General features: G+C 72.7%; 10 protein-coding genes. 7 read left to right on the top strand and 3 right to left on the bottom strand.

Annotated elements, in window-relative coordinates; translation table 11 throughout:
- Positions 1-27: 27 nt before the first annotated feature.
- Positions 28-1,089: a FecCD family ABC transporter permease gene (locus QM772_RS10945; protein WP_415136345.1), complete on the bottom strand. Its 1,062-nt coding sequence runs from the start codon at positions 1,087-1,089 to the stop codon at positions 28-30.
- A 61-nt stretch (positions 1,090-1,150) separates the two neighbouring features.
- On the bottom strand, positions 1,151-2,266 hold the full coding sequence (locus tag QM772_RS10940; RefSeq protein ID WP_415136343.1) for an ABC transporter substrate-binding protein: 1,116 nt from the start codon (positions 2,264-2,266) through the stop codon (positions 1,151-1,153).
- Positions 2,267-2,512: 246 nt separating this feature from the next.
- Between QM772_RS10940 and QM772_RS10935 the strand changes: the two genes are divergently transcribed.
- From QM772_RS10935 to QM772_RS10905, 7 genes are all read left to right on the top strand, one after another.
- Positions 2,513-3,742 carry an MFS transporter gene (locus QM772_RS10935; RefSeq protein WP_415136341.1) on the top strand — a complete coding sequence of 410 codons (1,230 nt, stop codon included), beginning with the start codon at positions 2,513-2,515 and terminating at the stop codon, positions 3,740-3,742.
- 69 nt (positions 3,743-3,811) lie between these two features.
- Entirely contained in the window at positions 3,812-5,461 is a 1,650-nt protein-coding gene (locus QM772_RS10930) for a (2,3-dihydroxybenzoyl)adenylate synthase (protein ID WP_415136339.1), read from the top strand.
- A 3-nt stretch (positions 5,462-5,464) separates the two neighbouring features.
- Positions 5,465-5,701, top strand: a complete 237-nt coding sequence (locus tag QM772_RS10925; RefSeq protein WP_415136337.1) for a phosphopantetheine-binding protein — start codon at positions 5,465-5,467, stop codon at positions 5,699-5,701.
- A 14-nt stretch (positions 5,702-5,715) separates the two neighbouring features.
- Positions 5,716-9,678 carry an amino acid adenylation domain-containing protein gene (locus QM772_RS10920; RefSeq protein ID WP_415136335.1) on the top strand — a complete coding sequence of 1,321 codons (3,963 nt, stop codon included), beginning with the start codon at positions 5,716-5,718 and terminating at the stop codon, positions 9,676-9,678.
- 21 nt (positions 9,679-9,699) lie between these two features.
- The gene (locus QM772_RS10915; RefSeq protein ID WP_415136333.1) at positions 9,700-10,689 is read left to right on the top strand and encodes a Bug family tripartite tricarboxylate transporter substrate binding protein; all 990 of its coding nucleotides are present in this window, start codon (positions 9,700-9,702) and stop codon (positions 10,687-10,689) included.
- Positions 10,690-10,713: 24 nt separating this feature from the next.
- Positions 10,714-11,697, top strand: coding sequence for a Bug family tripartite tricarboxylate transporter substrate binding protein (locus QM772_RS10910; protein ID WP_415136331.1), 984 nt, complete (start codon positions 10,714-10,716; stop codon positions 11,695-11,697).
- Positions 11,698-11,773: 76 nt separating this feature from the next.
- On the top strand, positions 11,774-12,961 hold the full coding sequence (locus tag QM772_RS10905; protein ID WP_415136329.1) for a M20 aminoacylase family protein: 1,188 nt from the start codon (positions 11,774-11,776) through the stop codon (positions 12,959-12,961).
- Between the two features lie 823 nt (positions 12,962-13,784).
- On the opposite strand, the gene QM772_RS10900 is transcribed toward QM772_RS10905, so the two are convergent.
- Complete coding sequence (locus QM772_RS10900; RefSeq protein WP_415136327.1) at positions 13,785-14,867, bottom strand: aminoglycoside phosphotransferase family protein; 1,083 nt, start codon at positions 14,865-14,867, stop codon at positions 13,785-13,787.
- Positions 14,868-14,954: the final 87 nt, after the last annotated feature.

Raw genomic sequence — 14,954 nt, 5'->3', positions numbered from 1 at the left:
AGCGCCTTCGGAGCGGCCGGGCGGCGCTCATGTGCGCCCCGGGCTGCGGAAGATCAGGAACAGGAACACCGGCACGCCGACGATGGCGGTGACGATGCCCACCGGCATCAGCGCGCCCGGCACCAGCGTCTTGCTGGCGGCCGAGGCCAGCGACATGATGAGCGCGCCGCACAGCACGCTGGCCGGCAGCAGGAAGCGGTGGTCTTCCCCCAGCAGCATGCGCGCCATGTGCGGCCCCACCAGCCCGATGAAGCCGATGGTGCCGGCGAAGGCCACCGAGGTGGCGGCCAGCAGGCTCACGCGCACCAGCGCCAAAAAGCGCAGCCGGCCCACGTCCACGCCGAAGCTGCGCGCGCGGTCCTCGCCCAGCCGCAGCGAGGTCAGGCGCCCGGCCGCCAGCAGCGAGAACGGCGTCACCACGGCCAGCACCACGGCCAGCACGCCGACGTGCTGCCAGGTGGCGCGCGAGAGCGAGCCCATGCTCCAGAACACCAGCTGCTGCAAGGCTTCCTGCGAAGACACGAACTGCACCAGCGCCACCAGCGCGTTGAAGGCGAACACCAGCGCGATGCCCAGCAGCACCACGGTCTCCACCCCGCCGCTGCGCCGCCGCGCCATCGCCTGCAGCAGCAGCACCGAGCCGAAGGCGAACACGAAGGCGTTGAGCGGCACCATCCATTCGCCCGGCACGAAGGGCAGGCTCAGGCCCAGCACGATGGCCAGCGCCGCGCCGAACGAGGCGGCCGAGGACACGCCCAGCGTGAACGGGCTGGCCAGCGGGTTGTTGAGGATGGTCTGCATCTCGGCGCCGGCCAGCGCCAGCGCGGCGCCCACCAGCACCGCCATCAGCGCGTAAGGCAGCCGCACCTGCCAGATGATCGCCACCTGCGGCGGCGTGAGGCCCTCGTCCGACCACAGGCCGCCCAGCACCTGGGCCGGCGTCAGGGCGGAGGGGCCGGTCACCAGGTCGAGCACGAACGCCATCGCGCACAGCAGCGCCAGCGCGGCGACGATCAGCACCCGGCGCGCCACCAGGCGCCGGTAGCTGGCGAGCACCTCGTCGGCGTTCAGGGGCAGGGCGGCGCTCATTGGACCACCCTCCGTCCTTCGGACTGCGGGCGCGAGCGCCTTCGGAGCGGCCGGGCGGCGCTCATCGCAGGCTGATCCAGCCCGTGCCCTGGTAGGGCACGGCGAGGAAGCGCTGGTTGATCTCGGCCAGCGTCCTGGCGGGATCGACGTCGCCGAACAGCTCGGGGTGCACCCAGGTGGCGAAGGCCTCGATGGCGACGATGTCGATCGGCGAGTTGATGAGCTGGTGCGCCAGGCCGTGGGCCCTGCCGCCCTTGACCGCCGACAGCTGCGCGATGCCCTGGCGCTGCGTGACGGCCGCCAGCGAGGCGCGCGCGCGCGCCGCGTCGTAGCCGGCGCCCAGCACCAGGCCGCCGGCCTTTTCCAGGTGCGCGCCGCCGGTGGCGATGTAGACCTGGGGGTCGCGCGACATCACGTACTCCAGGTTGAGCTTGCCGGTGGAGCCCTTCAGCACGTCGGCGCCGATGTTGTGGCCGCCCACGAAGTCGATGTAGTCGCCCATGTTGCCCCTGCCGGGGGAGTTGCAGCAGTCCTTGGTCATGCCGGCGTGGGCCTCCAGCAGCACGGTCGGCCGGGCCTTGGGCGCGATCCTGGCCACGCGCTGGGCGATCCTGTCCATGTGCTGGCGGCGGAAGGCGATGAAGGCGTCGGCTTTGGCCGCGGCGCCGGTCAGCTGGCCGAGGATGCGCAGGCTGCGCTCCTGGTTCTTGAAGGGGTTGTTGAAGAAGTCGATGAACACCACCGGGATGCCGGCCTTCTGCAACTGCGCGATCTGCGCCTCGCTCGGGCCGCTTTCCAGCGACACCACGGCGACGTCGGGCGCGGCGGCCAGCACCGCTTCCAGGCTGAAGCTGCCAGCCGAGCTGGCCACCTGCGGCACGCTGCGCAGGGCGGGGAATTTCTCGACGAACTGCGCGTAGGTTGCGTCGCCGATGCGGTGCACGTCGCGCGGCCAGGCCGCCAGCAGCTTGACCGGGTCGGGCTGGATCAGGGCCAGCGCCACCAGGAAGCGGCCGTCGTCGATGGAGATCCTGCGCACCTGGTCGGGCACGGTCACCGTGCGGCCGCGCAGGTCGGTGATCTGGGCCGCCGCGGCCGGCGCTGCCGCGCCGCCGCCGGCCAGGAGGGAGAGCGCCAGGCCGCAAGCGGCCATGAGGCGGTGTAGCTTTTCGATCACGAACGATTCCTGATTGCAGCGCCAGCCGCGCATGTTGCCACAGGGCCCTTGGCCGGTGCCCATGCAAAGTATTGCGAAGCAAGGGCCTGCCGTAGCCATGGGGCGTTGGGCATTCTAAAATCAGTCACTGGAAATCATTCTCATTTGGCGCCATCGCCGCCGAGATGCCGTGACCTTTCTGACCCTTTTTCCCGCCGCGCCCGGTTCGGCGCGCGGTGCGCCCTCGCATTCCGGCGCGGCTGTCGCATGACCAGCACGGATGCGCCCCTCGCCCGCGCCGCCGCGCCGCTCCCGATGGCGCCGCTGGTGATCGCCGCGCTCGCCGGCACCATGGCCATGATGGCCTTCGTCGCCGTGGTCGGGCCCATCGTGCGCCGGCTGGGCCTGCCGGAATGGGTGGCCGGCCTGTCGGTCACGGCCGGCGGCGTGCTCTGGATGCTGCTGGCGCGCTGGTGGGGCGGCGTGGGCGACCGGCGCGGGCGCAAGCCGGTGCTGCTGATCGGTTTCGCGGCGTTCGCGCTGGTCTATTGGGCGCTGGCGTTCGGCATCGACCTGGCCTTGCGCCGGCAGCTCGGCGCGCCGGCGGCCATCGTGCTGCTGGTGGCCGCGCGGGCGCTGATCGGCGCGTTCTACGCCGCCGTGCCGCCGACCGCCGCCGCCGTCGTCGCCGACCACACACCGCCGCCCGAGCGCCCCGGCGCCATGGCGCGGCTGGGCTCGGCCAACGCCCTGGGGCTGGTGCTGGGGCCGGCCGCCGCCGGCTGGCTGGCGGGTTATGACCTGGCGTGGTCGCTGTACGCGGCCGCCGCGCTGCCGGTGCTCGCGCTGGCCGTGGTGGGGCTGATGCTGCCGGGCGGGCCGCCCGCCGCCGCCCGGCGCCCGCCGGGCGCGCCGCCCCTGCGGCTGCTGGATGCGCGCCTGCGCCCCGCCGCCCTCACCGGCTTCGCCGCCATGGGCTCGGTGGCCATCGCCCAGGTGCTGGTGGGTTTCTTCGCCATCGACCGCCTGGGCCTGCCGGTGGACCAGGGCGCGCGCGTGGCGGGCCTGGCGCTGACCTGCGTGGGCATCGCGCTGATCGTGTCGCAGCAGTTCGTGATGCGCCTGAAGACCGTGCCGCTGGCGCGCTGGATCGCGCTGGGCGCGCTGATCGCCGGCTGCGGCTTCGCCGCCGTGGCGGCCGTGCGGTCGCAGGCCATGCTGCTGGCCTGCTACGCCGTCATGGCCTTCGGCATGGGGCTGATCTTTCCGAACTTCCAGGCCATGGCGGCCAACGCCGTGCTGCCGCACGAGCAGGGCGCGGCCGCCGGCACGCTGTCGGCCGCGCAGGGCCTGGGCATGGTGCTGGGGCCCATCGCCGGCACGCTGCTGTACCGCCAGGCGCCCGCGCTACCCTACCTGCTGGTGGGCGCCGGCCTGTGGGCGCTGGCGCTGTTCACCTTCATCCGCCTGCGCCGCCGACATACTCCCAATACATAAGACCGTTGGCGCTCGTCCATCAAGAATTTCAACACGATACTCCCCAAAAAATCAGCACAGATCGCCCACATGAGCGAAGCCCTTCCCCCCCTTCGGCAAACCTGGCCGCCCGAGTTCGCGGCGCGCTACCGCGCGGCGGGCTGGTGGCGCGGCGAGACCTTCCCGGCCCTGCTGCGCGAGCGCGCGCGGCGCTTCGCCGACCGCACCGCCGTCGTCGCGGGCGACGAGCGCTGGAGCTACGCCGCGCTGTGGCAGCGCGCCGAGCGCATCGCCGCCGGCCTGCTGGCGCTGGGCCTGGCGCCCGGCGACCGCGTGGTCGTGCAGCTGGGCAACACGGCGGCCTTCTACGCCACCATCTGGGGGCTGTTCCGCGCCGGGCTGATACCCGTCTATGCGCTGGCCGCGCACCGCATCACCGAGATCGCGCACTTCGCGCGCAAGGCCCAGGCCAGCGCCTACGTGGCCGTGGAGCGCTACGAGGGTTACGACTACCGCGTGCTGGCGCGCGAGCTGCGCGCCCTGCCCGACGTGCCCACGCTGCGCCACGTCGTCATCGCGGGTGATGGCGCCGAGTTCCCGGCGCTCGATGCGCTGCAGGGCGACCCCGCGCTGCTGCCCGCGCAGGACCCCGACCCGCAGTCCGTCGCCTTCCTGCAGATCTCGGGCGGCTCCACCGGCCTGTCCAAGCTGATCCCGCGCACGCACGACGACTACATCTACAGCTTCCGCGCCAGCAACGAGATCTGCGGCATCCGCGAAGACACGGTCTACCTGGTCGCGCTGCCCGCCGCGCACAACTTCCCCATGAGCTCGCCCGGCGCCTTCGGCGTGTTCCACGCGGGCGGCACCGTGGTGCTGTCGCCCTCGCCCTCGCCCGACGTGGCCTTCGCGCTGATCGAGCGCGAGCGCGTGACCGACCTGGGCCTGGTGCCGCCGCTGGCGCTGCTGTGGGCGCAGGCCGCCGCGACGACGAAGCACGACCTGTCGAGCCTGCGCGTGTTGCAGGTGGGCGGCGCCAAGCTCACGCCCGAGGCCGCGCGCCGCGTGGTCGCGGGCCTGCCCGTCAAGCTGCAACAGGTGTTCGGCATGGCCGAGGGCCTGGTCAACTACACGCGGCTGGACGACGACGAGGACACCATCCTCGCCACGCAAGGCCGCCCGATCAGCCCCGATGACGAGGTGCTGGTGGTGGACGACGCGGGCCAGCCCGTGCCCGACGGCGAGGTGGGCCACCTGCTCACGCGCGGGCCCTACACCATCCGCGCCTACCACAACGAACCCGCCGCCAACGCACGCTCGTTCACCGCCGACGGCTTCTACCGCACCGGCGACATGGTGCTGCGCCGGCCCGGCGGCCACCTGGTGGTGCAGGGCCGCGCGGGCGACCACATCAACCGCGCGGGCGAGAAGATCTCCGCCGAGGAGGTGGAGGACCACCTGCTGGCCCACCCGCAGGTGTTCGACGTGGCCGTGGTCTCCATCCCGGACGAGTACCTGGGCGAGCGCATCTGCGCCTTCGTCATCGCGCAGGGCGAACCCAAGCCGCGCGTGCCCGAGATCAAGGCCTGGATGCGCGGGCGCGGCGTGGCCGCGTTCAAGATCCCCGACCAGATCGTGTTCGTCGACGCGTTCGACACCACCGCGGTCGGCAAGACCAGCCGCAAGGAGCTGCGCGCCCGCCTGCGCGCCGGCTACCTGGCCAGCCAGAAGGAGGAGTGAGCCATGAGCGCCTTCACGCTCGAACGCCTGCGCGCCGACGTCGCGCGCATGCTGCGCGAGGACCCCGAGGCCATCGGCCTGGACGACAACCTGATGGACTGGGGCCTGGACTCCATGCGCCTGCTGGACCTGGTCATGGGCTGGAACGCCGACGGCCTGAACGTGGACGTGATGGAGATCGGCGCCGAGACCTCGCTGAACGGCTGGTGGCGCGTCATCCAGCAGCACCGGCCGCGCTGAGGCCGGGGATCCGCGTGCCCGATCCCATGCCTTGCGGTGCTCCCCGCTGGCCGCTGACCGAAGCCCAGCAGGGCCTGTGGTACGCGCAGCGGCTGGACCCCGCCAACCCCGGCTTCAACTGCGGCCATGCGCTGTGGCTGGACGGCGCGCTCGATCTGGACGCCTTCGTCCACGCCGCCGCGCAGGCCGCGCGCGAGTGCGAGTCGCTGTCCCTGGCGCTGCGCGACACGCCCGCCGGCCCCGAGCAATGGCTGGACGCGGCGCGCGCGCCGGCGCTCGAACGCATCGACCTGAGCAGCGCGCCCGACCCCGAGGCCGCCGCGCGCGAGGCCATGTGGGCCGACATGCGCACGCCCATCGACCCCACGCGCGACCGGCTGGGCCGCCAGATCCTGTTCACGCTCGGCGCCCGGCGCTTTTGCTGGTACCAGCGCGCGCATCACCTCGCCACCGACGGCTACGCCATGGCGCTGTGGAGCCAGCGCGTGGCCGACCTGTACGCGCAGCAGACGGCGGGTGGCCCCGCGCGCCAGCCCCTGGCGCCGCTGGCCCCCGTGATCGCCGACGACCTGGCCTACCAGGCCGGCGACAAGCGCCAGCAGGACGCCGCCTATTGGCGCGAAGCCTTCACGCCCATGCCCGAAGTGGCCGGCCTGGCGAGCGGGCGCGCCGTCGCCGCGCACCACTGCCACCGCATCAGCGCCGCGCTCCCCGATGCGCTGCACGCGCGCCTGCGCGAAGCCGCCCAGCGCGCCGACCTGGGCTGGCCCGACCTGCTCACCGCGCTCACGGGCCTGTACTGCCAGCGCATGGCCGGCGCCGAATCCACCGTGCTCGGCATGCCCTACATGGGGCGCCTGGGCAACGCCAGCGCGCGCGCCAGCGCCATCGTCATGAACGTGCTGCCGCTGCACGTGGCCGCACAGCCCGGCCAGCCGCTGGCCGAATTCATCGAACAATCCGCCGTCGCCCAGACCAAGGCGCGCCGCCACGGCCGCTACCGCAGCGAGCAACTGCGCCGCGCGCTGGGCCTGCTCGGCGGCCAGCGCCGGCTGCATGCGGCGCTCATCAACGTGCAGCCCTTCTACCAGCCGCTCGTGCTGCCCGGCATCGAAGCGCGGCTGGAGGTGCTGGGCACCGGCCCCATTGACGACCTGACCATCGGCTATCGCGGCCACGGCGCGCACCTGGAGCTGGAACTCGAAGCCAACCCCGACCTGTACGACCTGCCCACCGTGCAGGCGCACCTGGCGCGGCTGCCCCATTTCCTGCACGCCGCGCTCGATGTGCTGGCCGCCGGCGGCAACACCGACGACGTGCCGCTGGCCAGCCCGCAGGAGGCCCAGCGCCACCTGTTCACGCTGAACGCCACCGACCACCCCGTGCCCGCCACCACGCTGGCGGCGCTGATCGAGGTGCAGATGGCGCAGCGGCCCGAAGCCATCGCGCTCGAATTCGAGGGCCAGACGCTGACCTACGCCGCGCTGGAGCAGCGCACGCGCGCCCTGGCGCTGGCCCTGCGCGCGCGCGGCGTGGGCCGCGACACGCTTGTCGCGGTCGCCTTGCCACGCTCGCTGGAATTGCCCGTGGCGCTGGTCGCCGTGCTGCGCGCGGGCGGCGCCTACCTGCCGCTGGATCTGGCGCACCCGCCCGAGCGCCTGGCGCGCGTGGCGCAGCTCGCGCAGCCGGTCTGCGCCCTGGTGCGCGCCGAGGACGCCGCGCGCCTGCCCGCCAGCCTGCCGCAACTGCAACCGCCCGACTGGCCGCTGCAAACCGGCGAAGCCCTCACCACCCCGCCCGCGCCCGGCGATGCCGCCTACGTCATCTACACCTCCGGCTCCACCGGCGAGCCCAAGGGCGTGCTGATCGAGCACCGATCAATAGTCAACCGCCTCGAATGGATGCGCACGCACTACGGCTTCGCGCCCGGCGAGCGCATCCTGCAAAAGACGCCGGCCACCTTCGACGTCTCGGTGTGGGAGTTCTTCCTGCCGCTGCTCACGGGCGCCACGCTGGTCGTCGCGCCGCCCGAGGCGCACCGCGATCCGGCCTGGCTCGCGCGCATCATCCGCGAACAGCGCATCGGCACCTGCCACTTCGTGCCGTCGATGCTGGCCGCCTTCCTGGCCCACCCCGACGCGCGCGGCATCGCCATGCAGCGCATCTTCTGCAGCGGCGAGGAACTGCCCGCCGCGCTGCGCGACCGCCTGCACGCCACGCTGCGCAGCGCGCTGCACAACCTCTACGGTCCCACCGAAGCCGCTGTCGATGTGAGCTGGTGGGATGCCGCCCCCGACGACCACAGCCGTCCCGTGCCCATTGGCTTTCCCACCTGGAACACGCGCCTCTACGTGCTGGACGCGCACATGCGCGCGCTGCCGCCCGGCGTGCCCGGCGACCTGTACCTGGGCGGCGTGCAGTTGGCGCGCGGCTATGTGGGGCGTGATGACCTGACCGCCGAACGCTTTCTGCCCGACCCGCACCGCCCCGGCGAGCGCATCTACAAGACCGGCGACGTGGCGCGCTGGCGGCTGGCCGACGGCGCCGTCGTCTTCCTGGGCCGCAGCGACCATCAGGTCAAGCTGCGCGGCCTGCGCATCGAGCTGGGCGAGATCGAGTCCGCGCTGCAAGCCACCGGCCTCGTCGCGCGCGCCGAAGTCATGCTGCGCCAGGACAGTGGCGACGGCCGCATCGTCGCCTACGTGCAGGCCGCGCCCGACGCCGCAGGCACGGACGACCTCGCCGCCGCGCTGCGCCAGCGCCTGGCCGCGCGCCTGCCCGACTACATGGTGCCCGCCGCCATCGTCGTCATGGCCGACTGGCCCGTCACGGCCAACGGCAAGCTCGACCGCAAGGCCCTGCCCGCGCCCGTGTTCGACGGCGCCAGCAGCGGCGGCCCCGCGCCCGCCACGCCCACCGAGCAGACGCTGGCCGCGCTGTTCGCCGAGGTGCTGCGCCTGCCGCCCGGCACCGTGCTCGCTACCTCCGCCGACTTCTTCAGCCTGGGCGGCGATTCGCTCTCGGCCGTGCAGCTGCTGCTGCGCGTCGAGGAGGACTGCCACCGCAACCCCGGCCTGGGCGCGCTGTTCGAGGCGCCGACCATCGCCGCGCTGGCCGCCGCCATCGACAGCGAAGAGGTGCGCTTCGACAGCGGCCTCAAGCCCCTGATCCCGCTCGCCACGGGCGACGCGGCGCGGCCGCCGCTGTTCGTCATTCACCCGGCCGGCGGCATCGCCTGGGGCTACCGCTTGCTGGCGCGCGCCGTGGCCGGCGGCCAGGCGCCGCGCAGCGTGTGGGGCATCCAGTCGCCCGCGCTCGATCCCGCGCAGCCGCTGCCGGAAGGCATTGCCGCGCTGGCCAAGGCGTACGCCGACCGCGTGGAAGCCTTGCAGCCCGAAGGCCCGGTGCACCTGGCCGGCTGGTCGGTCGGCGGCATCATCGCCCAAGCCATGGCGGTGGCGCTGCAACAGCGCGGCCGCGCGACAGGCTTGGTCGCGCTGCTCGACGCCTACCCCGCCGACTGCTGGCGGGGCGAACCCGAACCCACGCCGCAGCAGGCACTGCGCGCGCTGCTCGCCATCGCCGGCTACGACCCCGAGGGCCACCCCGAACTCGACACCCAGGACAAGCTCATCGCCTTCCTGCGCGCCGGCGACAGCGCCCTGGGCCACCTGCCGCCGCAGGCGCTGCAAGGCGTGGTGCGCGTGGTGACGGACACCAACCGCCTCATCCGCCAGCACCCGCACGCGCGCATGCGCGGCACGCTGACCCACGTGCGCGCCGCCAGCGACCACGCGGCCAAACCGCAATTGCAGGCCGCCGCCTGGGCACCGTATGCCGAACACATCGACACGCTGTCCGTGCCCCTGCTGCACGCGCAGATGACCGGCGCCGAGGCCACGGCGCTCGTCGCGCCCTGGCTCGCCGGCCGCATGGCCCGCGCCGACGCGCCGCAAGCCCGCGTGGCGCCCGCCTGAATCCTGCACACTGGAGCCGCCATGAACCTCATCGACCGCCGCGCGCTGCTGCGCCAGGGCCTGGCCGCCACCGGGGCGCTGGCCCTGGGCGGCGCGGCCCGCGCGCAGGACTTTCCCGTCCGCCCGGTGCGCCTGTTCACGCCCTTCCCGGCCGGCAGCGGGCCCGACGCCTCGCTGCGCCTGGTGGCCGAGCAGCTGTCGCGGCGCTGGAAGCAGCCCGTGGTGGTGGACAACCGGCCGGGCGGCAACGGCTTCATCGCCGTGGCCGCCTTCAAGCAGGGCGCGGCGGACGGGCACGATTTGATCCAGCTCGACAGCACGCACGTCACCGCGCACCCCAGCACCTTCGCGCAGCTGCCCTACGACGTGCAGCGCGACTTCGCGCCGCTGCGCATGATCCTGCGCACGCCGTTCTTCGTCGCGGTCGGCGCCGGCAGCCCGTACCGCGGCCTGGGCGACCTGATCCGGGCCGCGCGCGCCCGGCCCGGCCGCGTCAGCTACGGCTCGTGGTTCAACGGCAGCCCCGGCCACCTGGGCGGGCTGCTCCTGCAAGGGCAGATGGACCTGAGCATGCTGCACGTGCCGTTCCGCGACTTCGGCCAGCTCTACACGGCGGTGGCCAACCGCGACGTGGACTGGGCGCTGGCCAGCGCGGCCACCGCCGGGCCGCTGGAGAAAGCCGGCCGCCTGCGCTTCATCGCGCTGGCCGCGCCCCGGCGCGACCCGCTCTACCCCGGCGTGCCCGCCACCGCCGAGTCGCCGTCCACCCGGGGCTACGAGATCAGCGCCTGGGCGGCGCTGTTCGGCCCCGCCGCCATCGCCGGCGCGCGGCAGAACGCCATCGCCGCCGACATCGCGCAGGCGCTGGCCGCGCCCGACGTGGCGCGGGCCTACGAGACCCTCGGCTACGAGGCGCCCGACCTGCCGCCCGCCCGCCTCGACGCCCTCATCCGCCGCGAAACCGCGCGCTGGGGCGAGATCATCAAGACCGCCCACCTGCGGCTGGACTGACCCCCCCCGACGCCCGGAGCCCGCATGACCCTCGCATCCCGCCGCCGTTTCGCCGCCGCGCTGGCCGCCGCCGCCCTGGGCGCCGCCGCCCCGGCCCTGGCCGCCGACCCCTGGCCCAGCCGCCCGCTCACCCTCATCGTCAACGGCGGCCCCGGCAGCCTGCCCGACAGCTTCGCCCGCCCGCTGGCCGACAAGCTGCGCGTGGCGCTGGGCCAGCCGGTGGTGGTGGACAACAAGCCCGGCGCCGGCGGCATGGTGGCCCTGCAAACCCTCAGGCAGAGCCCGCCCGACGGCCACACCCTGGCCATCGTCACCAACGCGCACGTCGTGTGGAACCCCTTCGTGTTCCCCAAGCTCAGCTACGACCCGCAGGCCGACCTGCTGCCCGTCAGCCCCGTCGCGGTGATCCCGATGGCGCTGGCCGTCCACCCCAGGCTGCCCGCGCAGAACGTCGCTGAACTGGTGCAGCTCGCCAAGCAGCAGCCGGGCAAGCTGAACTACGCCTCCTCCTCCACCGGCAGCCCGCCGCACGTGCTGTTCGAGCTGTTCAAGGCGCAGTCGGGCGCCGACATCGTGCACGTGCCGTTCAAGACCGGCACCGACGCGCTCACCTCCGTGGTCGGCGGCGACACGCAGATGTACCTGGCCGGCACCTCGCTGGTCGAGCCCATGGTGCGCGATGGCCGGCTGCGCGTGCTGGCCGTCAGCCCGTCGGTCAAGAGCCCCGTCTTCGCGGGCGCGCCGACGCTGGAATCGCTCGGCCACAAGGGCTTCGAGAGCGCCGTGTGGCTGGGCGTGGTGGCCAACGCGGGCGTGCCGCCGGCGGTGGTCGAGCGGCTCAACCGCGAGATCGGCGCCGCCCTGGGCGACGCGGCGCTGGCCAAGGCGTTCGAATCGCACGGCTCGCTGCCCTGGCACGCCTCGCCCGCCGCCTTCGCCGAGCGCATCGCCGCCGACCGCGCGCTGTGGACCCCCATCCTCCAGAAGCTGAACCTGGCGGCGAACTGAATTTATATAAAATCGGCCTCCAGCGCCCGCCAGACAAGCGCAAGCAGCTATTAATTACATAGTAAACGACCCCACGATGCCATTGATCGAAGACATCGTCGCCGAGGCCCCGGAGCTGCAACGCATCCGGCGCGACATCCACGCCCACCCCGAGCTGTCGTTCGAGGAGACGCGCACCGCCGACCTGGTGGCCGGCCTGCTCACGCAGTGGGGCATCCCCATCCACCGCGGCCTGGGCCGGACCGGCGTGGTCGGCGTCCTGAAGAACGGCGACTCGCCGCGCACCGTCGGCCTGCGCGCCGACATGGACGCGCTGCCCATGACCGAGGCCAACACCTTCGCCCACGCCAGCCGCCACCCCGGCAAGATGCACGCCTGCGGCCACGACGGCCACACCACCATGCTGCTGGGCGCCGCGCAGGAGCTGGCGCGCACGCGCCGCTTCGACGGCACCGTGGTGCTGATCTTCCAGCCCGCCGAGGAGCACGGCGGCGGCGCGCGCGAGATGATGCGCGACGGGTTGTTCGAGCGCTTCCCGGTCGAGGCCGTGTTCGGCCTGCACAACATGCCCGGCATCGCGGCCGGCCACTTCGCCGCGTCGGCCGGGCCGGTGCTGGCCTCCAGCAACGAGTTCCGGGTGCTGGTGCGCGGCAAGGGCGGCCACGGCGCCATGCCGCACCTGGCGGTGGACCCGATCCCCATCGCCGGGCAGATCGTGCAGGGCTTCCAGACCATCGTCAGTCGCAACCGCAAGCCGTCGGAGACGGCGGTGATCTCCGTCACCATGATCCATGCCGGCGAGACGCCCAACGTGATCCCCGACACCTGCGAGCTGCGCGGCACCGTGCGCACCTACACGCGCGAAACGCTGGACCTGGTCGAGCAGCGCATGGGCGAGGTGGCGCGCGGCACCGCCGCGACCTACGGCGCCGAGTGCGACTTCGCGTTCACGCGGCTGTACCCCTCCACCGTCAACCACGCCGCCGAGACCGCCTTCGTGCGCGAGGTGCTGGCCGACCTCGTCGGCCCCGAGCGCCTGCTGCCGCAGACGCCCATCATGGCGGCCGAGGACTTCGCCTTCATGCTGGAGCAGGTGCCCGGCAGCTACTGCTTCATCGGCAACGGCGACGGCGACCACCGCGAGGCGGGGCACGGGCAGGGGCCGTGCCTGGTGCACAACACCAGCTATGACTTCAACGATGCGCTGCTGCCGGTGGGGGCGAGTTATCTGGTGCGGGTGGCGGAGCGGTGGTTGGCGCGGTGATTGCTATTTGAAATGTAGCTGGCTGCGCTTGATGGGCGGGCGCTGGAGGCTGATTTGGCTTGTATTTTCTGTTTGTGCCGGAGGCGCTGCTGGCCGGGATGTGCGCCCGGCGGCGCACCTACTTTCTTTTGCGTCGCCAAAAGAAAGTAGGCAAAGAAAAGGCGACCCCACTTCGCGTGTCCCTCCGCTGCGCTACGGGCAACCTGCGGTGCTCGGTCGTGGTGCGGCACTGCGGAACTCACTTCGCGCCTTCGGCGCTCCGTTCAAACAACCGCAGTGAGTCAGAGCACGAAGCATGGGCATGCTGCGCTGCCCATGCCCGCCCCACGCCCTGCGCTCCTCGGCACGCGCAGAGGGGAGGGGAGCCGACACGGGCCATCGCTGCGCTCGGCCCCGTACACGCGGCGCGCAGCGCCCGCGCCTTGGAGGCCGAGCGCAGCGATGGCCCGTGTGGACTTCAAACCCCCTGTGGCTGCGCCTGCGGCGCGGGGCTTGCGGGGTGGCGCGTGCAGCGCAGCATGCACGCGCTTCGTGAACTGACTCGCCGCGGTTGTCTGAACGGAGCGCCGCAGGCGCGCAGTGAGTTCTGCGGCGCACCCCGCAAGCCCCGCGACGCAGGTTTGCCCCGTAGCGCAGCGAAGGGGTCGCAGACTTGGGGCGCACTTCTTTTGCCTACTTTTCTTGTGCGAGCAAGAAAAGTAGGTGCGCCGCCGGGCGCACATCCCGGCCTCCGACGCACAATCAAACAGCAGCAGCCAACTATCAAATAGATAGCTGCCAGCGCTTGATGGAAGCGCGCCAGAGGCCATTCAGGCTCATAAAACTACATCCGCCCAAACGCCCAGCCCGCAGCCGCCTGCGTCCCCTCCACCTCATCCACCAGCCGCAGCAGCGGCGCCAGCTCCCGGTAGCGCCCCGCCGTATGCCGGATGTAGCCGATGAAGCGCGGCGCGTCCGCCAGGTAGCGGGGCTTGCCGTCGCGCAGCGTCAGGCGGGCGAAGATGCCCGCCACCTTCAGGTGCCTTTGCAGGCCCATCCACTCCACCGCGCGCCAGAAGCCGCCGAAGTCGCTGTGCCAGTCCTCGAAGTCCATCAGCCCCAGCTTGCGCGCGCGCTCCCAGTAGCGCACGGTGATGTCGAGCACGAACTCCTCGTCCCAGCTCAGGAAGGCGTCGCGCATCAGGCTGGCGATGTCGTAGGTCACGGGGCCGTGCACGGCGTCCTGGAAGTCCAGCACACCGAGCGGATCGCTCACCATCAGGTTTCGGGGCATGAAGTCGCGGTGCACGTACACCTGCGGCGCGGCCAGGTTGCGCGCCACGATCAGGTCGAAGGTCCTGTCCAGCGTCTCGCGCAGCGCACCCTCCACCGCCACGCCGCGGTGCCGGGCCAGGTACCAGTCGGGGAACAGCGCCAGCTCGCGCCGCAGCAGCGCCTCGTCGTAGGGCGGCAGCTGGCCGGGGCGCGAGGCCTGCTGCCAGGCCAGCAGCGCGTCCACCGCCTGCAGGTAGAGCGGTATGTTGGCTTCGGGCCGCTCGCGGTCGATGGCCTCCATCATGGTGCGCGTGCCCAGGTCGGTCAGCAGCATGAAGCCCTGCGCCTCGTCCCAGTCCAGCACGCGCGGCACGTGCAGGCCGGCATCGGCCATCAGGCCGGCCACGCGCACGAACGGGGCGCAGTTCTCGTGCGCGGGCGGCGCGTCCATGACGATGCGCGTGGCGCCGCCGGCGGCGTCGATGCGCAGGTAGCGGCGGAAGCTGGCGTCGGCCGAGGCGATGCGCAGGCTGGCGGCGTCGAGCCCGTGGGCCGGCGCCACGCGGGCCAGCCAGCGGCCGAAGGCGGCTTGGCGCGCGGGGTCGGGCCAGGGCACCGGGGCGGGGCGGGGCGGGGGGGCGGCGTTGCTCATAGATAATCGATTCTATGGAGCGCGCCCCCCGCCTTGCCCACCCGGGCGCGCTTGCAGCCCCTCTTTTCGCAGTGCACCTCCACCCGC

The organism is Ottowia sp. (assembly GCF_047601385.1).
In the GTDB taxonomy this organism is placed as follows: domain Bacteria; phylum Pseudomonadota; class Gammaproteobacteria; order Burkholderiales; family Burkholderiaceae_C; genus Ottowia.
Note: the sequence above shows the minus strand (reverse complement) of the source record. Positions and strands in the feature narration are given on the sequence as shown.